The organism is Spongiibacter sp. IMCC21906 (genome assembly GCF_001010805.1).
Lineage (GTDB): Bacteria > Pseudomonadota > Gammaproteobacteria > Pseudomonadales > Spongiibacteraceae > Spongiibacter.
On the sequence record NZ_CP011477.1, the window covers coordinates 3399531 to 3419989 of the forward strand.

A 20459-nucleotide genomic window follows, 5' to 3' on the forward strand; every position below is an offset into this window, starting at 1 on the left:
TGTAATGTAAAAACGTCCCATACGGGCGACTCTGATTGCTACAATTGAGGTGTCACTTGCTGATAACTCAACGGGTATTTCGTCATAAGCAATATGGCTAAAAACAACATTACAAGTAACACTTTTATCACTACCACCCCCTACCAAGCACGAACACCAAGCTTGTCAAAGCAGAATTCTGAGCACATTTTTGCCTCGAATTTGCCTCCAAGGCACCAACGACCCTCCCCAAAAGCTCGCATTATGGTATGCTCGTGTATTATTATGCAGCGAATCTTTTGTTGTTTGGCGGCGCAAACCAAAGCTGACTCTCAACAAAACCAGAAAGACCTAGCAATAGGAATGAGCTAAATGTCAGAACAAGCAATCAACTATGCTGTTGATGAGCGGGGCGTTGCTACAATCACCCTCTCACGCCCTGAAATTCACAACGCCTTTGACGATGTTGTTGTCGCAGCATTAAGCGAAGCATTCAAAAAAGCAGGCGAAGACACTGCCGTTCGCGCTGTGATTTTGGCGTCTACCGGCAAGAGTTTTTGTGCTGGCGGCGACCTCAACTGGATGCGCCGCATGGCCACTTACGGCTACGAAGAAAACCTGCGCGACTCCAATCTACTGGCTGAAATGCTTCGCCGCCTTAACACCTTGCCCAAATTAACCATTGCCCGCGTTCAAGGCCCAGCCTTTGGTGGCGGTGTTGGCTTGGTAAGCTGCTGTGATATGGTGGTAGCGGCCCCAGAGGCGGCCTTCTGTCTCAGCGAAGTCAAAGTTGGCATGATTCCGGCTACGATCAGCCCCTATGTTATTAATGCCATTGGTGAGCGGGCCTCGCGCCGCTACTTCACCACCGCAGAGCTGATCACTGCCGAGAAAGCCCACATATTGGGGCTGGTTTCTGAAGTTGCAGAGGCAGAGCAACTGGATGAGACAATTAACGGAATTTTAAAAGGGCTGTTACGCAATGGCCCTCGCGGCGTCGGCGAAGCCAAAAAACTGGTACTGGATTTTGCCAATCAGGAAATTACGCCTGAAGTTATTTCAGAAACCAGCAAACGCATTGCTGAAACCCGGGGCTCTGACGAAGGACAAGAAGGTCTGACCGCCTTTTTAGAAAAACGTAAGCCCAACTGGATTCAATAAACCCCCTGTACGGGACACCCATTCACCGATACATCAAGACGTTTAGGTAGAGACTATGAGCGACGACAAAACGGTACTGATTGCCAATGGCCAGGGCTTCTGGGGGGACAGTCTTCTGGGCCCCAAACGCCTAGTTGAGGAAGGCCCGCTGGATTATTTGACCTTGGATTATTTGGCCGAGGTTACCATGAGCATCATGCAGAAACAGCGCCTGCGTAACCCCGAAGCGGGCTACGCCACGGACTTTGTCTCCATGCTCAAAGAAATCCTGCCAACCTGCCAGAAAAAAGGCATCAAGGTCATCGCCAACGCTGGCGGTGTCAACCCCAAAGGTTGCCTAAAAGCGATTAAAGAAGTCGTGAAAGAGCTAGGCATGAGCGGCATCAAAATCGGCATCGTGGAAGGCGACGACATCCTCGACCAACTCCCCGAGCTGATCAAATCAGGCGAAGAATTCAAAAACCTGGATAACGGCGCCCCTATCCAAGACGTACTGGACAAAATCTCCAGCGCCAACGTCTACATCGGTGCCAAGCCCATTGCCGACGCGCTGGACCAAGGTGCCGACATCGTGGTTACTGGCCGCGCTACCGACCCCTCCGTCGTACTCGCTCCGCTGATACACGAGTTCGGCTGGTCGATGGAAGACTACGACAAACTGGCTGCCGGTACCGTCATGGGCCACATCCTTGAGTGCGGTGCACAATGTACTGGCGGCAACTACAACGGCTGGCGCGACGTTCCCAACTTTGCCCGTATTGGCTACCCCATTGTAGAAGCGAAAGCTGACGGCACCTTCACTGTCACCAAACACGAAGGCACTGGTGGCCTGGTAACAGTAGACACCGTTGTTTCTCAGATCATGTACGAACTGGGCGACCCGAAAAACTATCTGGGCCCTGACTGCAAATCTGACTTCACCTCTATTCAAATGGAGCAAGACGGCGACAACCGGGTAAAAGTTTGGGGCATCAAAGGCGCCGAACCCACACCTACTTACAAAGTGTCTATGGCATTTGAAGATGGCTACAAAATCGTTGGCCAACTGACTTACACCGCTCCTGACGCTGTCGAAAAAGCTGAACTGGCCGCCGAAATTCTGTTTGAGCGTGTTGGCATGTACGGCAAAGAAATCCCGAAAGAAGATCGCTTTGTTGAGCTATTCGGCACCAATGTCTGCTACAAAGGCATTTACAAGCAAGAGCAAGAGCCCGGCGAAGTCATGCTGCGGGTCGGCGCTAAAAGCTACGACAAAAATGTACTCAACATCCTTGGTCGGGAATTGGCACCGCTGATCACCAGCGGCCCTGTTGGCGTTACCGGCTTTGCCGCTGGCCGCCCTCGCCCCACTGAAATCGTCGGCTACTGGCCCGCGTTAATGGACAAAACCAAAGTACACACCACTGTCACCGTGGAGGAAGTATAAAATGGCTAAAGTAAAATTGATGGATATCGCCATTGCCCGCAGCGGCGACAAAGGCGACGGCAGCAACGTAGGCGTTAAAGCCAACACCACTGCCATCTACGAATTCCTGAAAGAAAACCTGACCACCGCCGTGGTTAAAGAGCACTTCAAGGAAATCTGCTTTGGCGAGGTAACTCGCTACGAGCTGGACAACCTCAACGTGCTTAACTTTATTCTGGAAGATTCCCTTGGCGGCGGCGGCACCGAAACCCTCATCATGGATGCTCAGGGTAAGGTACACAGCCTGGCCATGCTGTACATGGAAATGGACGTACCCGACGAGCTGCTCGCCTAATCCGGCTGCAAGCAACGTCATAACAAGCTGTTAAACGGCTTGTCAAAAAGGCCGGCAATCCCGGCCTTTTTTGTACCTGTACCTTTTACACACGCACTAAATCCGACAAGAGACAAATCAGCATGACCGGCATTCTCGACCAGCTTCGCCAAACCGCCCAAGCCCAACCCAAACGCATTTTACTGCCTGAGCATTACGATGAACGCGTAATAAGCGCCGCCAGTCAACTCGCCAGCAGCAAACTGGCCCTGCCCGTACTGATAGACTTACCTGAAGGCATAACCGCACCCGAAGGCGTCGAAGTCTTTGCTCAACGCAGCGACGCCGCCCAATGGCGCCAACAAGCCATTCAGGCCTTCACCATCGCCCGAGCGGCAAAAGGCATGACTGAAGAAAAAGCCGCGGCAGCACTAGAGAACCCGGTATTACTCGCCTCAGTGCTATTAAAATTGGGCTTTGCAGACGGCGGCGTGGCTGGCTCAACCGCCACCACTGCCGATGTATTGAGGGCAGGCATTCAGGGTCTTGGTCTCGCCAACGGTGCCAAGCAAGTGTCCAGCTTCTTCCTGATGGAGCTTACCGATGGTCGCGTACTGACCTATGGCGACTGCGGCGTCATCCCCGACCCCGACAGTAATGCCCTGGCTGAAATTGCCCTCGCCAGCGCCGCCAGCCACCAGCAATTGACCGGTGAAGTCGCTAAGGTTGCCATGCTGTCATTCTCAACCAAGGGCAGCGCCGAGCACCCCCGAGTAGACAAAGTTCGGGCAGCACTAGACCTTGCCAAAACGCAGCAACCAGAACTGGCTATTGACGGCGAACTGCAGTTTGATGCCGCTTTTGTTCCGGCAATTGGCAAGAAAAAAGCCCCCGATTCTGCCGTGGCAGGTCAGGCCAACGTCTTTATTTTCCCCGACTTGGATTCTGGCAATATCGGCTACAAAATTACCCAGCGAATTGGCGGTGCCAAAGCACTTGGACCATTACTACAAGGTTTGGCGAAGCCGTGGATGGATTTATCCCGCGGATGCAGTGCAGAAGATATTGTTGATGTGGCCGTCATCGCCGCAACACTGGCATAGCAAAATCGTATTCAAACGCAAAACCAAACGGCCAACATTCGGCGCTGGTAAAAAGCAAAAAAGGGTTCTGCTAATAAGCAGAACCCTTTTTTCTCATATCGATACAAGCTCTTTTTAAAACGGCGTTTACTTCAGTAAGCTCAAATCCACTTGCTTATCGGCGTGATAAGACGAGCGCACCATAGGTCCGCTGGCAACGCTTTTAAAACCAAGCTCTTCGGCAATGCGCCCAAACTCATCAAACTCTTCAGGAGTGACAAATCGATCCACTGGCAGGTGATCACGACTGGGTTGTAGGTACTGTCCCATGGTGATCATGTCGATATCGTGGGCACGCATATCTTTCATAACCTGAATCAATTCTTCTGCTGTTTCGCCCAGGCCCAGCATTAAACCTGATTTGGTGAGTACATCCGGGCGGCGTTCTTTGTATTTTTTAAGCAGGTCCAGCGACCACTGATAATCGGAACCGGGGCGGATTTTTTTATAAAGGCTGGGGACCGACTCCAGGTTGTGATTAAACACGTCAGGGGCTTCGTCTTCTAGAATATCCAGCGCCACATCCATACGGCCACGGAAGTCTGGCACCAACACTTCTATGCGAATGCCGGGGCTGCGCTGACGGGTTTCGCGGATACAGTCCGCAAAATGTTGGGCACCGCCATCGCGCAAATCGTCCCGGTCTACCGAGGTAATAACTACATATTTCAACTGCATTTCGGCAATGGCGTCAGCCAGCTCTACCGGCTCGTCTTGATTCAGCGCATTGGGACGACCATGGGCAACATCGCAAAAAGGGCAGCGCCGGGTGCAAATTTCACCCATGATCATAAAGGTGGCCGTGCCGCCGCTAAAACATTCACCCAGGTTTGGGCAGGCGGCCTCTTCACAAACAGAGGCCAGCTTGTGTTTGCGCAAAATACTTTTGATACGGCTGATTTCAGGGCTGGCCGGGAGCCTCGCTCTAATCCAAGCAGGCTTGGCGGGCAGCTCCACCGAAGGAATCACTTTGACGGGGATACGAGCCACTTTTTCGGCGCCGCGAAGCTTTTCGCCTTGCACGACCTTTTTATTAGCAGGGCGCTGAACCTGAACGGTTGTCGTTTTCTGTTCTACATCGCTGCTCATTGTGACTCCTCCCATTGGGGTAGTGTGTTGTCGTCACTCTCCCTGTATTCGGTATAGGCTAATGTGTTTGCTAACGCCGACGCCAATGCATTGGCCAATGATGACTGACTTGGTACTGGCTGACTTGGGGCCGCCTGAGCAAGCTGTGTGGCAATATCGCTTACCGCCATACCAACGTGACCGCAGGGGTTAATACGCTGAAAAACGCTGAGATCCATGTCGATATTGAGACTCAAGCCATGAAAGCTGCAGCCTCGACGAATCTTTAAGCCCAGTTGGGCTATTTTAGCACCGTTTTCCAGGTAAACACCGGGGGCATCGGGCCGGGGGTGCGCTGGAATAGTTAAATCTGCCAACACACTGACAATGCTTTGCTCAATGGCGGTAACCAAGTCCCGCACGCCAATACCCAAGCGGCGAAGATCAACCAATACATAGCCAAGCAATTGGCCTGGACCATGATAGGTGACCTGACCACCGCGATCTACCTGCACCACAGGAATATCACCAGGCATTAACACATGCTCGGCTTTACCTGCCTGGCCTTGAGTAAACACCGGATCGTGTTCTAAAAACCAGATTTCGTCCCGGCTGTCGGGGCCCCGACTATCTGTATAGCGCTGCATCGCCTGCCAAACAGGCATATATGCTTGCCGACCTAATTGCCGGCACCAGAGGATGTTTTGCGACATTACAGCACCATTTTTACGATGCCGGTCGCCTTGAGGTCAGTAAAGATGTCGTCCAACTGGGGCTTGCCAGTTGCGACGATAGTCACGGTGATAGCGACAAAACGCCCTTCTCGACTTTCTCGTTCGGTGATTAAACTTTCGTCAATATCGCCAGCGTGTTGACGCATTATTGCAATGGTTTTTTCACGCAGGGCCGCCCCAGCCTCACCAATTACCTTGATGGGGTAGTCACAGGGAAACTCAATTACAGGCGGCTTTTGCTCAGTCACAACTACATCACTCAAAAAATAAATTTATGAAAACAACCCAAGAAAAAACAACACAATGCTGTCCCAAAGCCGCTTAAAGATACTGCCTTGCTCAACATTTTCTAACGCCACCAGCGGTACATTCACCTGCTGCTCGCCGTTGAGGGTCACAACCAGCTCACCGTATTCCTCGTCGCCACTAATTGGCGCCACCAAGGTGTCGTCAACGTTAAGCTGTGCGTTTAAAGAATCGCTTTTACCCCTAGGAATCGTCAGATAAACGTCTTCCTTCACTCCCAGAGCCACGGAGTCGGCGCTGCCCTTCCAAACTTTGTTTGTGGTCAGTTCAGTGCCAGAAGCATAGAGATGATGGGTTTCAAAATAGCGAAAACCATAGGACAGCAGCTTTTGGGTTTCACGCTCCCGAGCAGATTGACTGCTGGCGCCCATCACCACCGAGATCAAGCGCATGCCGTCGCGCTTAGCTGACGTCACCAAACAATAACCAGCCTCTTCTGTATGCCCGGTTTTTAAGCCATCCACGCTGGGGTCAGTCCACAGCAAGCCATTGCGGTTGGTTTGTTTAATACCGTTATAGGTAAAGTCTTTTTGACTATACAGTGCATATTCGTCGGGGTGCTGAATAATCGCCTTAGCCAAAATAGCCAAATCCCGTGGCGACGTGTAATGATCAGGGTCGGGCAAACCATGAGAATTCACATAATGGGTGTTGGTCATTCCCAAACGTTTGGCATGCTGATTCATCATGCCGGCAAAGGCTTCTTCACTGCCTGCCAGATATTCAGCAACGGCAACAGTGGAGTCGTTGCCAGAAGAAATCACGATTCCTTTATGCAGATCGTGCAAGTTGACCTGTTTACCCACCTCTATCCACATCAGTGAAGAGCCCGCAAAAACCGGGTTTTGAGCCCACGCATTTTTGCTGATGGTTACCATATCATCGTTACTGACTTGCCCTCGGTCTAACTCATATGACAGCACATAGCTGGTCATCAGCTTGGTTAAGCTGGCAGGAGGCAAACGTTGATCGGCATTGTGCTCAATGAGCACCTCGCCACTATCGGCATCAACCAATAAATAAGCGCTGGCTGCAACCGCAGGTGGAGAGGGGATAAGATCTGGTTGCGTCAGCGCTGGCGCCGAGGCAAACAGCACGGTTGCCGCTATTAATAGTTTTTTTAACATATCTCTCATTCTTTGTTTTAAGCGTTCTTATAAACGTTCCATTAAACGCAGGTATTAAGGCTGCTTCAGCCTTTATCGCCATGCTCGACGATAAGGCTTGTTCCCCCGGTCCAACGCTTTTTAACAAGCTTTTTGGCTGCTTGCGCAGAAGGATAGTCGGCAAACGGGCCAATTCTGACACGGTGCAAGGCATCATCACCGCTCGCTACCGCCACTGGATAACTTAAATCTGCGCTCAGTTTAGCCTGCAAACGATTGGCTGAGGACAATTGGCTAAAGGCTCCCACCTGCAGATAGTATTTTGCCTGCTCTGCCAACGCGGCCGTGCGCATATTATCCGTGTCAATGACCTCGATTTCCACCTCAGCAGTGCCTTGTTCAGCATAACCAAGCTTTACTGCCGCAGCATAAGACAAATCAATAATGCGATCTGAGTGAAACGGACCGCGGTCATTGACCCGCACCACCGCTTGGCGACCATTATCAAGATTGGTCACCTTGACATATACCGGAATCGGCAAGGTCTTATGAGCCGCGCTCATGGCGTAAAGACTGTAAATTTCGCCATTGGACGTTTTGCGACCATGAAACTTGGTGCCATACCAAGAGGCCATCCCCCGCTGGCGAAAGCCGCGATAGTCGTCCTCTAGCTCATAGACTTTGCCCATTACCTGATACGGGCTGATATTGCCATTGACTTTAATAATATCGAAGCGCGGTACCGCGTCGGCAATTAAGTTAGGGTCAAGGGTCTTCAGTGGGGCGCCATCTTGAAGTTCGTCAAGGGGGGTATCGGGATCGTAAAAGGGCTCGACACTCACCGCCGCCTCCTCAGACGGTGGTGGCGGCGGTTTCGTTGGAGATTCGAGTGTTGTACATGCGCTGATGAACAGTGCTGATACCAGGAAAAACCCACGACTTCTCAGCATCATTCAGCAGTCTCAGCGCCTACTCTTGCCGCAATCATCTGGCTCAACTGGTAAGCCGCCATCGCATACATCGCGCTGTGGTTATAGCGTGTAATGACGTAAAAGTTTTGCAAGCCCATCCAATACTCATCACCTTCGTCGCCATCCAAGCGCATTGCCGTGGCCTTCATACCCGGTTTTACGTCAGTGTGATCAGGCTTAATGCCCCCTTTACTCAGTTCTGCGACGGTTTTCGTTGGCTTGAGGCCCGTATTAAACAAGGTGTCGTCATAGTTCTCTGCCAGAACGATCGAACTCACCACCGGCGCTCCTTTTTTCCAGCCATGTTTGGCGAAATAATTGGCCACACTACCAATGGCATCCACGGGGTTATTGACGATATCGACTTGACCATCACCATCAAAATCGACGGCATAGGCGCGGTAACTGCTGGGGATAAACTGACCAAAACCCATCGCCCCGGCGTAAGAACCTTTTAACTCGTAGGGGTCAAAATGCTGCTCGCGCACCATCATGAGATATTGCTCTAACTGGCCCAAGAAAAATTCACTGCGCCGGGGATAATCAAAGCCCAAGGTCGCCAACGCATCTACCACCCGGTAGCTGCCCATATTGGAGCCATAGCGGGTTTCCACACCGATAATACCGACGATCATCCACGCGGGAACACCATAGGTTTTTTCAGCTCGCTCTAGCGTTTTTCTATGCTCATTCCAGAATTTGGCGCCCAAATTAATCCGGGATTCCTGAATAAAGATCTTACGGTAGCGTCCCCACGTCATCACTGATTCAGCTGGGCGCGACATGGCATCCAAAATAGATTGTTTCTTTTCAGCTTGGCTAAGAATGCCTTGTACCCACTCCCGATCAAAGCCGTGTTTTTCCACCATTTTATTGACGAAGGCCTGACTTCCAGCGTGGCCGCTATAATCAGCCCATGCGCCAGGCATAGCCATAAGCGCCGCCAGCCCAGCAGCTGCCAAACGGGGAATGAATTTTCTAAAAATGCCTTTATTGTGTTTGTTCACGTTCGATCCCATTCATTATTGATGTACCAGACGCTCGTCTGCCCGTATTCCCATCAGGATACCAAAACCAACCAGCAAGGTGATGAGAGATGTTCCCCCTTGACTGACAAGAGGCAACGGTACTCCGACTACCGGCAGTAGGCCAGATACCATGCCCATATTTACAAATACATAGACAAAAAAAGTCAGGATAATACTCCCGCCCAATAAACGGCCAAAGCACTGGGTTGCCTGGGTCGCGATCCAAATTCCCCGGCTAATAATCAAACCGTAGAGCAGCAACAGCAGCAACACCCCCCGCAAACCGAACTCTTCCGCGAGAACGGCGATAATAAAATCAGTGTGGCTTTCTGGTAGAAAATCCAGATGCGACTGGGTGCCATGCAGCCAACTTTTGCCGTCAAACCCGCCAGATCCAATGGCGGTTTTGGACTGAATAATATTCCAACCCGCCCCTAGCTTGTCACTTTCCGGGTTCAATAGGGTTAAAACCCGCTGGCGCTGGTAACCGTGCATCACAAAATGCCACATCGGATAAATCGACAGCGCCACCAAGGTCAAACCACTAAAAATAAACGTCCAGCTAATACCCGCCAGAAATAACACAAACACCCCAGAAGTGGCGACCAATATCGAGGTGCCCAAATCTGGCTGAATGGCGACCAGGACGGTGGGCAGCATAATCAACACCAAACTGCCCGCAGAATGCTTAGCGGCTGGGGGCAAGGGATGGCTGGCAAGATACCAAGCCAGCGCCATGGGGATCACCAGCTTGGCAAGCTCTGACGGCTGAAACCGAAAACCAACAATATTTAGCCAGCGCTGCGCACCTTTGGCGTCCGCCCCTAAGAACTCGACGCCCACCAGCAAAAAGAGACAAACAATATAGGCAAATGGCGCCCAGCGCTTTAATTGCTCTGGGCGGATTTGCGCCACCAAAATCATCACCACAAAAGCCACTGACAAAAATCGGCCCTGACGCAGTACCGAAGCCATATTTTGATCGCTGGCACTATATAGCACCGTCAACCCCACCCCGGCCAAAATCAATAGCAAAATGAGTAATGGCATATCAATACGCAATCGTCGACTGATACTGCGCTGGCCATGCATACTGTGACCATCGCCCGGCAATTGGCGCAAAAAATCACTGTTACTCATCACTTACCCTCGGCTGCTCAGCCATATAGTCTGGCGCGTCATCACCCAGCAAATACGCATCTAGCACCCGGCGGGCTACCGGGCCGGCCACACTGCCCCCATGTTCACCATTTTCTATCACCACTGCCACCGCCAACTTGGGGTCCTCTGCCGGCGCAAAAGCAATAAACAGAGCATGATCTCGTTTACGTAGCTCCAACGCCTCGGAGTCATAGCGCTCTCCTGCGGCAATGCCGACGACTTGTGCCGTGCCCGTCTTGCCTGCCAAACGATAAGGCAAATTTTTAGTTAAGCCTCGCGCCGTGCCACGGGAGCCATGAACAACGCTCTCCATCGCCTTAATCACCGATTTCCAGTGGGCGCCTGGCATATCTTCAATTTTCCCCAAGAGTGGAGCAGAGATCGTCTCCTCTCCCACCGAGGCTAACAGTCTAGGGGCCCGCAATTCACCCCTTGAGGCCAGCACCGTGGTCATAACCGCCAGCTGTAGTGGTGTCGCCAAGGTAAAGCCTTGGCCAATACCCACATTAATAGTTTCGCCGGGGTACCAGTGAACGCCACGGCTACGTTGCTTCCACTCCCGGGAAGGCAACAGCCCTGCCCGCTCATTCGTATTATCAATGCCCGTTACGTCACCAAGACCAAAACGGACGCCAAAATCATGCAGTTTATCGATACCTAATTTGTGGGCCAATTCATAAAAGTAGACATCGCAAGACTCTTGTACGGCCTGCTCCAAATCGACTCGGGTGCCATGGCCACCCCGCTTCCAGTCGCGGTAACGACGGCTGTCATTAGGCAGCGAGAAATAACCAGGATCGTAATACGTTGTCGATGGGGTGACAGCGCCATAATACAAACCCGCCAAACCCCAAATAGGCTTAATGGTGGAGGCCGGGGGATACTGTCCCTGCAAGGCCCGGTTATATAACGGCAAATCTAAATCCGAGCGCAGCGCTGAATAATCTTTAGAGCTAATGCCATTTACAAATAAGTTAGCGTCGTAGCTGGGCGCACTGACCATGGCCACGACACCGCCATCTCGCGGGTCTATCGCCACAACAGCGCCCCGGCGCCCCTCCATTGCTTTGGCCGCAATCCGCTGCACTTCGGCATCGACGTGCAGATGAATATCGCCCCCCGGCAGCGGATCATGACGCTCCAACACCCGCAATATCCTGCCGTGGGCGTTGGTTTCAACGTTTTGATAGCCCACCGTGCCATGCAAAATATCTTCGTAATACTGCTCTAAACCGATTTTACCGATGTAGTGGGTACCGCTGTAATTAACCGGATCGATCTCTTGTTGTTCTTGGGCATTGATACGCCCCACATACCCCAACATATGTGCAAACAAATCGCCAAAGGGGTAGTGCCGGACCAGCTGCGCGTCTATCTCAACACCGGGAAAGCGGTGTCGATTAACCGACACCACCGCAATTTCATGCTCGCTTAAGCGAAACTTTAAAGGAATAGCCTGGTAAGGCCGCCCCCGGCGATTGCGAAAGTCCTCAATATCATCTTCATCCAGCTCCACCAGCTTAGAGAGCCCAGCCAGGGTCTCCTCCATATCAGGTACCCGTTCCTTAACAACAGTCAGGGTATAACTGGGAATATTTTCGGCCAACAACACGCCATTACGATCAAAAATCAGTCCCCGCTTTGGGGCGATAGGCAGCAGCTGAATCCGGTTGCGGTCAGACTGGGTGATATACACCTGGTAGTCGACAATTTGTAGCTGGGTATAACGGGCGACAAGGATTCCCGTCATGATCATAACAATCAGCACCGACACCAATATTCTTCTGCGATAAACCAAACGCTCACGGAAGGTATTTTTAAGTGCCTGACGACGGGGCATTAGCGATGGTAGGGATGGTTGCTGAGAATGGTCCACGCGCGATAAAGCTGTTCAACAAACAGCACTCGCACTAATGGGTGCGGCATGGTCATGGCGGATAAGGACCATTTTTGAGCGGCCAGCTCAATACAGCCAGGATGTAAACCATCGGGGCCCCCGACCAGAATACTGATATTGTCACCGTCCATCAGCCAGTCATCTAAGGCCGTAGCCAGGCCTTCGGTGCTCTGGGGCTTACCCTTTACATCCAAGGCAATCACCCGGTCAGCGGGATTAATTGTGGCGAGCATCGCTTCGCCCTCTTGGGCAATAGCGCGATGAATATCACTGCCCTTAGCCCGTTTGGCTAGCGGCAGCTCGCGAATTTCAAAATTGAACTCAGGGGGGAGACGCTTTTGGTATTCAGCAACCCCCGCCTCCACCCAAGCCGGCATTTTTGTGCCGACACAAATTAAACTAATCTTCATTCTGATCGTCGTTGCTCGCAGGCACTTGCCACAGCCGCTCAAGATCATAAAACTCCCGAGCTTCGGGCAGCATTACATGCACCACCACATCGCCAAAATCCACTAGAACCCAATCAGAAGAACGCTGCCCTTCCATACCAATCGGCGTCGCACCCAGCTTTTTAGCCTCAACCCAAACATTGTCTGCAAGGGACTTAACATGACGACTAGAAGTACCGCTGCAGACCACCATGTAGTCAGTAACGCCGCTGATGCCTCGAACGTCTATGGTCACAATATCGCGACCTTTACGCTCTTCTAGGGCGTTCAAAATAGTGGTTTTCAATTGTTCAACATCCATTAATGGTGGGTTTCCTGTGATTCAGGTCGGTAAAGGCCTTGTTCATTGATGATACGTCTCACTCCTTCTGGTAACAGATAGCGTATCGAAAGCCCGTCGGCAATACGACGGCGAATATCCGTTGCCGAAATTGCCAACTGGGACAATTGCAGGCGATGGATATTACCGCAGGGTTCAGCGAGCAACGCCGCGCGGTCATCCACCCAACGCGGGGCGAGAAACGCTTCGACTTCCTTGGCTATCGCCAAGGGAAATTCCGGGCGCTCCAGCACCACTAAATGGGCACTGTCAAAAATACGCCGCCAATCCTGCCAGCGGTGTAACTGATTAAAGGCATCGCTGCCCACAATAAAAATCAACGCCACATCAGGCCCACAGTCCTGGCGAAGCTCTGCTAAAGTCTCTGCACTGTAAGACGGCCCGGAACGCTGAAGTTCCCTGCCCTCTACTGCCAGCCCCGGTTCATCAGCAATGGCGTCGGCAACCATCGCCAATCGCAGCTCGCTGCTCGCTCCAGGCCTATCCCGTAATGGCGGTTTGTGACTGGGCATTAACCGCAGTTCATCCACCGCCAAGGTTTCTTTTAGCTCCAGGGCAGACCTTAAATGACCGTGATGAACCGGGTCAAAGGTACCACCAAAAATAGCAATACTATTACGCGACATCACAAGCTACTGGCGGATGTGGCCGTCGCCCAGAACAATGTACTTCTGGGAGGTTAAACCCTCTAAGCCAACCGGGCCGCGAGCGTGAATTTTATCGGTGGAGATACCAATTTCCGCGCCCAAGCCATACTCAAAACCGTCGGCAAAGCGGGTAGAGGCATTAATCATCACCGAACTGGAATCGACCTCCCGAAGAAAGCGGCGGCCCACCGTGTAGTTTTCGGTGACGATAGACTCAGTGTGACCCGAGCTGTAACGGGCAATATGATCCATGGCTTCATCTACCCCCGATACCACACGGATAGACAGCACCGGCGCGAGATACTCGGTAGCCCAATCTTCATCACTGGCCTCTAGCGCACTCACAATCTGCCGGGTACGTGGGCAACCCCGCAGTTCAACGCCTTTATTTTGCAAAGATTGCGCAATGCCGGGCAGCAAATCTTCCGCTCGGCTCTCCGCAACCAACAGCGTTTCCATGGTATTGCAGGTGCCATAGCGATGGGATTTGGCGTTCACCGAAATGGCCAGGGCTTTGTCAGAATCTGCAGCATCGTCAAGATACACATGACAAATACCATCAAGATGTTTAATGACCGTAACGCTGGCATCCCGCGAAATCCGCTCGATGAGCCCCTTGCCACCACGGGGTACAACCACATCGACATATTCTGGCATAGTGATTAACTCACCCACCGCAGCCCGGTCTGTTGTTTCCAACACCTGTACTGCTGAGTCGGGCAAACCCGCTGCCTGCAAGCCTTCTTTAATACACGCCGCCAGTGCCTGGTTGGAATGTATCGCCTCAGAGCCACCTCTCAAAATCGCGGCATTACCTGACTTTAGGCATAAACTCGCCGCTTCAATGGTCACATTGGGGCGACTTTCATAAATAATTCCCACCACGCCCAAAGGCACCCGCATACGGCCAACTTGTATACCACTGGGACGGTAGTTTAAATCACTGATTGCACCAACCGGATCAGCCAACCCAGCCACCTGATGCAGTCCCTCAACCATAGCGTCGATGCGAGCCGGGGTCAGAGCCAAACGATCGAGCAAAGCCTCGTCCAAACCCGAGGCGCGCCCTGCGTCCAGGTCTTTCTCATTAGCTTGAATGATATTGGACTGATGCGCAGCAATCGCTGTCGCCATCGCCAGCAAAGCGCTATTTTTAACGCCGCTGTCTGCTGCGGCAACCACCCGGGACGCCGTCCGGGCCTGCTGCCCCACCTGATTCATGTATTGCTTGATATCCATAGACCGGAAAAACCTTGCTCGCACTATCGACAAAAGGCCGACAGTATACCGGATTGCCGGGATAGCAGGCGAGAAGCAATAACACAAAGGGTTTAAGCTTTTGAGGCAAAAGCGATCACAAGGCAATTTTTATCAAGACAAAAGGCGATAATCGCCCTTTCAAGGCAGGCCTATAGCAAAGAACTCGATACAGTACAGTTTAACGCGCCATACCATCCAACGCTTCTTGCAGTAGGTTTAAGCGCTGAACAGGATCATCTGTAGCCAGCAATTGCTGCGCAACTTTAGCGTCTATCGGCAACATCTGGGCCAAACGGTTTGCCAACAAGCCCGCTTCATCCACTTCGAGGGACATTCCCAACCGTTGAATATGAGGGTGCTCACCTAACTGCAATAATAGCCGTTGTAATTCCTCAGTGTACTCGGGTAGTTGCACATCAGCGTCTTCTGGCAACCAACTCACATCGCCCAGGCACAAGCCGCTATCACTCTGACGGCTGGCATTAACCCGAAAGCGTCTGCCTCCTTCAACCACAATGCCCAACAGCCCGTCAGCGGTCTGGTCCCAGTCGGCAATATTGGCTTCGGTCCCCACAGCAGCTAAACCAGGCAAGGCCCCATTACCCTGCAATACTTCGCTGCCGCCATCTTGCAGCCAAACAATGCCAAAGGTTTTCTGCTCTCTTAAACAGTCCCGCACTAAATCCAAATATCGCCGTTCAAAAATCCTCAGGGCGGTTCGGCCACCGGGAAACAAAACACTGCGTAGCGGAAATAAGGGGTAATCCGCTTGCCGATCAGTCACGTTCACTTTCTGGTCCCATGGGTTTAATTAACAAAATCAGCTTGGGCAATAACATCATTGAACCCAGCAATGCTGCCAGCATTGCCCCTGCCGTTAACAAGCCAAAGTAAATACTGGGAGTAAAATTGGACAACGCCAAGATTGAGAAACCAAAAATAATGATCACCGAAGTGTAATACATCGCCCGACCAATACTGGCATGGCAACGATACATGGTGTCGATATAATTACGATCCACCGGAAACTCCGCCATAAAACGATGCACATAGTGAATGGCGTGATCGACACCAATCCCCACCGTAATCGCGGCGATAGTAATGGTCATCATATCAAGCGGAATACCCGCCAAACCCATACTACCCAGCACCATGCCCGCCGCAAGCAGGTTAGGAGCCAACGCAATTAACGCCAGCGTGACAGAACGGAACAAGACCATAAACATCACCAAAATGGCGACAAAGACCGCACTCAAAGTCAGAATTTGCGAAGAAAACAAGCTCTGCAGCATATTGTTGTACAACACCAACATGCCGGTTAGGTGCACCTGCTCATCGCTAAAGCCCAGCTCGTCCACCAAATGATGGCGAACCTGTTTTAATAACTCATCCCGGCGCAGGCTGCGGCTGGTTTCCTTCACCCTCAAGCTAATCCGCACTTGATCTGCCTCAGCAGAAAAATAAGGATCAATCAAAATATCAGAGATGGACGCTGGCAACGCGCGCGAGGCCAAAGCTAACTGCAAGTCATCGACATTGCCCATCACCATGCCCATCAGGTCATAGAAGGTCGCCAACGACAGTACTTTACCCGTTTCGTCCAAGCCATCAACGTAATCGTGAACTTCTTTTACCCGGCGCAAACCCGCCACTGAGAACCAATCACTTTTGGCGGTTTTAGCTTTGGCGCCACTGCCCGACCCAAAATCCGCTACATCATCGCCAAAGTCATCATTGAAGTCAGCGCTGAAATCCGCTGCATCGTCACTAAAATCATCCGCAAACTCATCATCGAAATCATTGGCAGCAGCACTGTTATTGGCTGGCCCCTCAGAAAAATCGCCAGAGAATTCGCCGTCATCTTCTGGTACCACAGCCCCAGCTGGTTCTGCGTAAACGGGGCCATCTATGACAATATCCAAAGCAATAGTGCCGCCCAACTCGGCGTCAATGGTTTCCATACCCTGATAAATTTCGGTGTCTTCATTGAAGTAATCAATAAAGCGATTTTCAACTTTGAGCTGGGTGACACCCCAAACGCTCAGTGCCAGCAACGCCAAAGCCACCAATAAAATACCGCCACCAAAACGCTGGGTAATCATCGCAAAATAGCGAGTCAACGACCCCTCACCTTCTGCGCCGCCCTTTTCTTCTTTGGCGGGGAGCAACATCAAAATCGCGGGCAACACCACAAAGCTGACCACCATGGCGACGACCACACCAATGGTCATCATCCAACCAAAATCAATAACCGGGCGAATGCCGCTGATGACCAAGGAGCCAAAGGCCACCAAGGTTGTCAGCGCGGTATAAATACAGGGCCGCGCCATCATGCTGACGGTTTCAGATACGCGCTCAAACTGGCCCAAGCCAGGACTGTTGGCGGAAATCTCTCGATAACGCACCACCAAATGGATAGTGATGGCCAGGGTAATAATGAGCAGCAAGGCAACAAAATTGGCAGAAATGACCGTGAGTTTCCAATCTAAAAAACTCAATAAACCCATCATAAATACGACAGTAATCACGCAGGTACTTAAGGGAATAAGCACCCAGCGAAGACTGCGGAAAATCACCACCAGCAAGGCAACAATAAACAGCAAGATACCGCTGCCAAAAACTTTTAAATCGCTTTTAACAAAATCAATCATGTCGACGGCGATCATCGGCACCCCGCCCAAAAACAGCTGGGCGTCACCACGGTAGTCGTCAAGAATGGTTCGGGCTTTTGATACCAAGTCAGCTTGGCGGTTTTGAATCTGGCTGAGGTATTCTGAAAACTCCTGCTCAACCCCTTCTAACTTTTGGGCCTCAGCCGCAGAAATAATGCCTGCGTTATCTTTGTCCCGAAGCGCTTCACGCCTGTTTAACAACTCGTGATAGCGCGCATCCCGTTCCAAATTGACCTGCAGCGCAGTCGTGGAGCCATCCGTACTGGTCAGCAATGATTTATAAATAGGGCTGGTCGCAAGTTCTTTGGCCACCAAGGATTTATCAATGCCCGGTGTCCGCAAGGTTGGAATCTCGCCTGCCGCCACTTGACCTAGCGTCACCGGCGGGCTTTCGAGCAAGGGCACGTCCAGAATCGACGTTACCCCCGACACATTGGGCAACTGGGCCAAGCGTCCCCGCAACTCATCCAGTAGCGCCAGATGCTTATCCGACAGCAGGCCACCTTCGTTGGGCTGATAGGTGACAATTAAGAAATCTTCCGTACCGTAGCGCTTGCTAATTTCGCGGTAGTACTCAAGGGATTTATCGCCCTCCAAGACCAAAGCATCGGCCGAGGCGTCCATTTTCAGGCTGGGAATATAACTGCCTAAAAACCCCACTAGAGCCAAAAGCACAATCAATACCCACAGGGCTTTTCTCAAAACCAACTGTTGGTACAGGGACGCAAGCGCAGTACTCATTGTATTTCCTTATTCATTATAAATAGGCTTTATTCGCCCCAACGGGCAACGAGCTTTTGTTCAATACCCAAATGGTCAAGAATCCGGGCCACCACAAAATCCACCACATCATCGACGCTTTGGGGCTTGCGATAAAAACCGGGAGAGGCGGGCATAATCGTCGCCCCCATTTGGCTTAGCGTCAGCATATGCTGCAAGTGAATACTGGATAGCGGCATCTCCCGGGTCACCAATATCAATTGGCGACGTTCTTTCAACACCACGTCTGCGGCCCGCTCTATCAGATTATTACTGGCCCCACAGGCAATAGCAGATAAAGTGCCGGTACTCGCCGGGCACACCACCATACTGCCAGGCGCGCCGCTGCCAGAAGCCACCGGCGCCATCCAGTCCTCTCGACCATATACCTGCAACTGCTCAGGACTGCAGCCATAATGCTCGCAAAGCTGACGGCGCATAGCTTCGGGCTTAGGCGGCAAGCTCATGTCTGTTTCCGTCGCGATCACCAGCAGCGCCGCTTTGGAAACCATCAAATGGACGGTACAGCCTGCTTGCAGCAAACAATCCATCAACCGCAAACCATACTGGGCACCCGACGCGCCGGTCATGGCCAAACTTATCGGCTTCATGGCAGATCGCTCCAGCGCTGACGCAAAGCCGCGACGATACGCGAATGCACACCATCAAAGCCGCCATTACTCATAATGACTAAATGATCACCAGCTTTCAGACTCGTTTCCAATTCTTTGATGGTCAGCTCCAAGTTTGTGCTCAAGCGGGCCGGCACCGGACTATCGGCAATCACCGAGTCCAGCGACCAATCTAATCCCGGTGGTTGATACCACACTACCTCATCGGCAGCGGCCACCGACACCGGCAAGCGCTCGCGATATATTCCCATACGCATCGTATTGGAACGCGGTTCTATCAACACCACAATCCGGCCATCAACCCGCCCCCGCAAGCCTTCCAAGGTAGTCGCTATGGCCGTAGGGTGGTGGGCAAAATCGTCGTATACCGAGATGCCAGCAATAGTGGCCAACAACTCCATGCGCCGTTTTACCCCCTGAAACACATTCAGCGCTTCAATCGCGAAGGGTGGCAACACCCCAACATGGTGAGCCGCCGCAATCGCGCCCAGGGCATTATGCAGATTATGCGCACCGGTGTGGGCCCACTTCACCTCACCCTGCAGCTCGCCGCGGTGATACACCTCAAAGTGAGAGAAATCCGGCTCCAAGGGATTTCCTTGCCAATCAGCCGCCAAGGCTCCCGACTTAACCGCCGCCAAGCTTTGTACATCACTCCAGCACCCCATCTCAACCACCTCCTCCAGCGCGGCATCGTCTTGAGGAAGCAGAATGCGGCCACCACTGGGAATGGTGCGGATTAAATGATGAAACTGCCGCTGAATCGCGGCCAGATCATCAAAGATATCAGCGTGATCAAATTCCAAATTGTTGAGAATGGCCGTGCGGGGCCGGTAGTGAACAAACTTAGAGCGCTTATCAAAAAAGGCGCTATCGTATTCATCGGCCTCAATGACAAAAAAATCAGAACCGCCCAAACGGGCAGACTGACCGAAGTCACCGGGCACCCCACCAATCAAAAACCCCGGCTCGTAGCCGTTGTGCTCAAGCACCCATGCCAACATAGAGCTGGTGGTGGTTTTGCCGTGGGTACCGGCACAAGCCAACACCCATCGGTCTTGCAGCACTTGCTCACAAAGCCATTGCGGACCCGAGGTGTAACGCAGCCCCCGGTCCAACATATATTCCACGGCGGGATTGCCGCGACTCATGGCGTTACCCACAATTACCAAATCCGGCGCGGGGTCTAGGTGCGAGGGGTCGTACCCCTCCATCAGACCAATGCCCTGGGCTTCCAACTGGGTACTCATGGGAGGATAAACATTGGCGTCAGAACCGGTCACCTCGTGACCCAGCTCCCGAGCTAAAATAGCCAGCCCACCCATAAAGGTGCCGCAAATGCCCAAAATATGAAGATGCATAAATAAAAATGCCACACAGAATCAACTGTGTGGCATGTTATCACCGC

At 52.1% G+C, this 20459-nt stretch carries 20 protein-coding genes; 4 read left to right on the top strand and 16 right to left on the bottom strand.

The window, feature by feature from the left end:
- Positions 1-351: 351 nt before the first annotated feature.
- The 4 genes from IMCC21906_RS15745 (at position 352) to pta (ending at position 3982) form a co-directional block, all read left to right on the top strand.
- Positions 352-1140 (top strand): enoyl-CoA hydratase/isomerase family protein, encoded by a 789-nt coding sequence (locus tag IMCC21906_RS15745; protein WP_047012952.1) that lies wholly within the window; start codon positions 352-354, stop codon positions 1138-1140.
- A 55-nt stretch (positions 1141-1195) separates the two neighbouring features.
- Positions 1196-2566, top strand: coding sequence for an acyclic terpene utilization AtuA family protein (locus tag IMCC21906_RS15750; protein ID WP_047012953.1), 1371 nt, complete (start codon positions 1196-1198; stop codon positions 2564-2566).
- Between the two features lies 1 nt (position 2567).
- A complete protein-coding gene (locus IMCC21906_RS15755; RefSeq protein ID WP_047012954.1) occupies positions 2568-2900 on the top strand; it encodes a hypothetical protein in 333 nt (110 codons plus the stop codon).
- 122 nt (positions 2901-3022) lie between these two features.
- Positions 3023-3982: a phosphate acetyltransferase gene (gene pta / locus IMCC21906_RS15760; protein ID WP_047012955.1), complete on the top strand. Its 960-nt coding sequence runs from the start codon at positions 3023-3025 to the stop codon at positions 3980-3982.
- 126 nt (positions 3983-4108) lie between these two features.
- Here the strand turns inward: pta and lipA are convergent, their stop codons facing one another.
- The 16 genes from lipA to mpl form a co-directional block, all read right to left on the bottom strand.
- A complete protein-coding gene (lipA, locus tag IMCC21906_RS15765; protein WP_047012956.1) occupies positions 4109-5110 on the bottom strand; it encodes a lipoyl synthase in 1002 nt (333 codons plus the stop codon).
- A complete protein-coding gene (gene lipB, locus IMCC21906_RS15770) occupies positions 5107-5802 on the bottom strand; it encodes a lipoyl(octanoyl) transferase LipB (RefSeq protein WP_047012957.1) in 696 nt (231 codons plus the stop codon). The genes lipA and lipB overlap by 4 nt, the downstream gene beginning before the upstream one ends.
- Complete coding sequence (locus IMCC21906_RS15775) at positions 5802-6071, bottom strand: YbeD family protein (RefSeq protein WP_047012958.1); 270 nt, start codon at positions 6069-6071, stop codon at positions 5802-5804. The genes lipB and IMCC21906_RS15775 overlap by 1 nt, the downstream gene beginning before the upstream one ends.
- A 24-nt stretch (positions 6072-6095) precedes the next feature.
- Positions 6096-7256, bottom strand: coding sequence for a D-alanyl-D-alanine carboxypeptidase family protein (locus IMCC21906_RS15780; protein ID WP_052763590.1), 1161 nt, complete (start codon positions 7254-7256; stop codon positions 6096-6098).
- A gap of 65 nt (positions 7257-7321) precedes the next feature.
- On the bottom strand, positions 7322-8077 hold the full coding sequence (locus tag IMCC21906_RS15785; RefSeq protein ID WP_047012959.1) for a septal ring lytic transglycosylase RlpA family protein: 756 nt from the start codon (positions 8075-8077) through the stop codon (positions 7322-7324).
- A 107-nt stretch (positions 8078-8184) separates the two neighbouring features.
- Positions 8185-9141: a lytic murein transglycosylase B gene (mltB, locus tag IMCC21906_RS15790; protein WP_047013508.1), complete on the bottom strand. Its 957-nt coding sequence runs from the start codon at positions 9139-9141 to the stop codon at positions 8185-8187.
- Between the two features lie 87 nt (positions 9142-9228).
- A complete protein-coding gene (gene rodA, locus IMCC21906_RS15795; protein ID WP_047012960.1) occupies positions 9229-10374 on the bottom strand; it encodes a rod shape-determining protein RodA in 1146 nt (381 codons plus the stop codon).
- On the bottom strand, positions 10367-12235 hold the full coding sequence (gene mrdA / locus IMCC21906_RS15800; protein ID WP_047012961.1) for a penicillin-binding protein 2: 1869 nt from the start codon (positions 12233-12235) through the stop codon (positions 10367-10369). The genes rodA and mrdA overlap by 8 nt, the downstream gene beginning before the upstream one ends.
- Positions 12235-12702: a 23S rRNA (pseudouridine(1915)-N(3))-methyltransferase RlmH gene (gene rlmH / locus IMCC21906_RS15805; RefSeq protein ID WP_047012962.1), complete on the bottom strand. Its 468-nt coding sequence runs from the start codon at positions 12700-12702 to the stop codon at positions 12235-12237. The genes mrdA and rlmH overlap by 1 nt, the downstream gene beginning before the upstream one ends.
- Positions 12692-13042, bottom strand: coding sequence for a ribosome silencing factor (gene rsfS, locus IMCC21906_RS15810; RefSeq protein WP_047012963.1), 351 nt, complete (start codon positions 13040-13042; stop codon positions 12692-12694). The genes rlmH and rsfS overlap by 11 nt, the downstream gene beginning before the upstream one ends.
- The gene (gene nadD, locus IMCC21906_RS15815) at positions 13042-13707 is read right to left on the bottom strand and encodes a nicotinate-nucleotide adenylyltransferase (protein WP_047012964.1); all 666 of its coding nucleotides are present in this window, start codon (positions 13705-13707) and stop codon (positions 13042-13044) included. The genes rsfS and nadD overlap by 1 nt, the downstream gene beginning before the upstream one ends.
- A 6-nt stretch (positions 13708-13713) precedes the next feature.
- Positions 13714-14967, bottom strand: a complete 1254-nt coding sequence (locus tag IMCC21906_RS15820; RefSeq protein WP_047012965.1) for a glutamate-5-semialdehyde dehydrogenase — start codon at positions 14965-14967, stop codon at positions 13714-13716.
- Positions 14968-15166: 199 nt separating this feature from the next.
- Positions 15167-15772 (bottom strand): LON peptidase substrate-binding domain-containing protein, encoded by a 606-nt coding sequence (locus tag IMCC21906_RS15825; RefSeq protein ID WP_047013509.1) that lies wholly within the window; start codon positions 15770-15772, stop codon positions 15167-15169.
- On the bottom strand, positions 15765-18401 hold the full coding sequence (locus IMCC21906_RS15830) for an RND family transporter (protein ID WP_047012966.1): 2637 nt from the start codon (positions 18399-18401) through the stop codon (positions 15765-15767). Before IMCC21906_RS15830 ends, IMCC21906_RS15825 begins: the two co-directional genes overlap by 8 nt.
- Positions 18402-18430: 29 nt before the next feature.
- The gene (locus IMCC21906_RS15835) at positions 18431-19030 is read right to left on the bottom strand and encodes a flavin prenyltransferase UbiX (protein WP_047012967.1); all 600 of its coding nucleotides are present in this window, start codon (positions 19028-19030) and stop codon (positions 18431-18433) included.
- The gene (gene mpl, locus IMCC21906_RS15840; RefSeq protein WP_047012968.1) at positions 19027-20412 is read right to left on the bottom strand and encodes a UDP-N-acetylmuramate:L-alanyl-gamma-D-glutamyl-meso-diaminopimelate ligase; all 1386 of its coding nucleotides are present in this window, start codon (positions 20410-20412) and stop codon (positions 19027-19029) included. The genes IMCC21906_RS15835 and mpl overlap by 4 nt, the downstream gene beginning before the upstream one ends.
- Between the last annotated feature and the right edge of the window lie 47 nt (positions 20413-20459).

What these genes read in the sequence shown, in the direction of transcription:
- IMCC21906_RS15745 (WP_047012952.1), top strand. Translation starts at nt 352, where the DNA reads ATGTCAGAACAAGCAATCAACTATGCTGTTGATGAGCGGGGCGTTGCT.
- IMCC21906_RS15750 (WP_047012953.1), top strand. Translation starts at nt 1,196, where the DNA reads ATGAGCGACGACAAAACGGTACTGATTGCCAATGGCCAGGGCTTCTGG.
- IMCC21906_RS15755 (WP_047012954.1), top strand. Translation starts at nt 2,568, where the DNA reads ATGGCTAAAGTAAAATTGATGGATATCGCCATTGCCCGCAGCGGCGAC.
- pta (WP_047012955.1), top strand. Translation starts at nt 3,023, where the DNA reads ATGACCGGCATTCTCGACCAGCTTCGCCAAACCGCCCAAGCCCAACCC.
- lipA (WP_047012956.1), bottom strand. Translation starts at nt 5,110, where the DNA reads ATGAGCAGCGATGTAGAACAGAAAACGACAACCGTTCAGGTTCAGCGC.
- lipB (WP_047012957.1), bottom strand. Translation starts at nt 5,802, where the DNA reads ATGTCGCAAAACATCCTCTGGTGCCGGCAATTAGGTCGGCAAGCATAT.
- IMCC21906_RS15780 (WP_052763590.1), bottom strand. Translation starts at nt 7,256, where the DNA reads ATGTTAAAAAAACTATTAATAGCGGCAACCGTGCTGTTTGCCTCGGCG.
- mltB (WP_047013508.1), bottom strand. Translation starts at nt 9,141, where the DNA reads ATGGCTATGCCTGGCGCATGGGCTGATTATAGCGGCCACGCTGGAAGT.
- rodA (WP_047012960.1), bottom strand. Translation starts at nt 10,374, where the DNA reads ATGAGTAACAGTGATTTTTTGCGCCAATTGCCGGGCGATGGTCACAGT.
- mrdA (WP_047012961.1), bottom strand. Translation starts at nt 12,235, where the DNA reads ATGCCCCGTCGTCAGGCACTTAAAAATACCTTCCGTGAGCGTTTGGTT.
- rlmH (WP_047012962.1), bottom strand. Translation starts at nt 12,702, where the DNA reads ATGAAGATTAGTTTAATTTGTGTCGGCACAAAAATGCCGGCTTGGGTG.
- rsfS (WP_047012963.1), bottom strand. Translation starts at nt 13,042, where the DNA reads ATGGATGTTGAACAATTGAAAACCACTATTTTGAACGCCCTAGAAGAG.
- nadD (WP_047012964.1), bottom strand. Translation starts at nt 13,707, where the DNA reads ATGTCGCGTAATAGTATTGCTATTTTTGGTGGTACCTTTGACCCGGTT.
- IMCC21906_RS15820 (WP_047012965.1), bottom strand. Translation starts at nt 14,967, where the DNA reads ATGGATATCAAGCAATACATGAATCAGGTGGGGCAGCAGGCCCGGACG.
- IMCC21906_RS15830 (WP_047012966.1), bottom strand. Translation starts at nt 18,401, where the DNA reads ATGAGTACTGCGCTTGCGTCCCTGTACCAACAGTTGGTTTTGAGAAAA.
- IMCC21906_RS15835 (WP_047012967.1), bottom strand. Translation starts at nt 19,030, where the DNA reads ATGAAGCCGATAAGTTTGGCCATGACCGGCGCGTCGGGTGCCCAGTAT.
- mpl (WP_047012968.1), bottom strand. Translation starts at nt 20,412, where the DNA reads ATGCATCTTCATATTTTGGGCATTTGCGGCACCTTTATGGGTGGGCTG.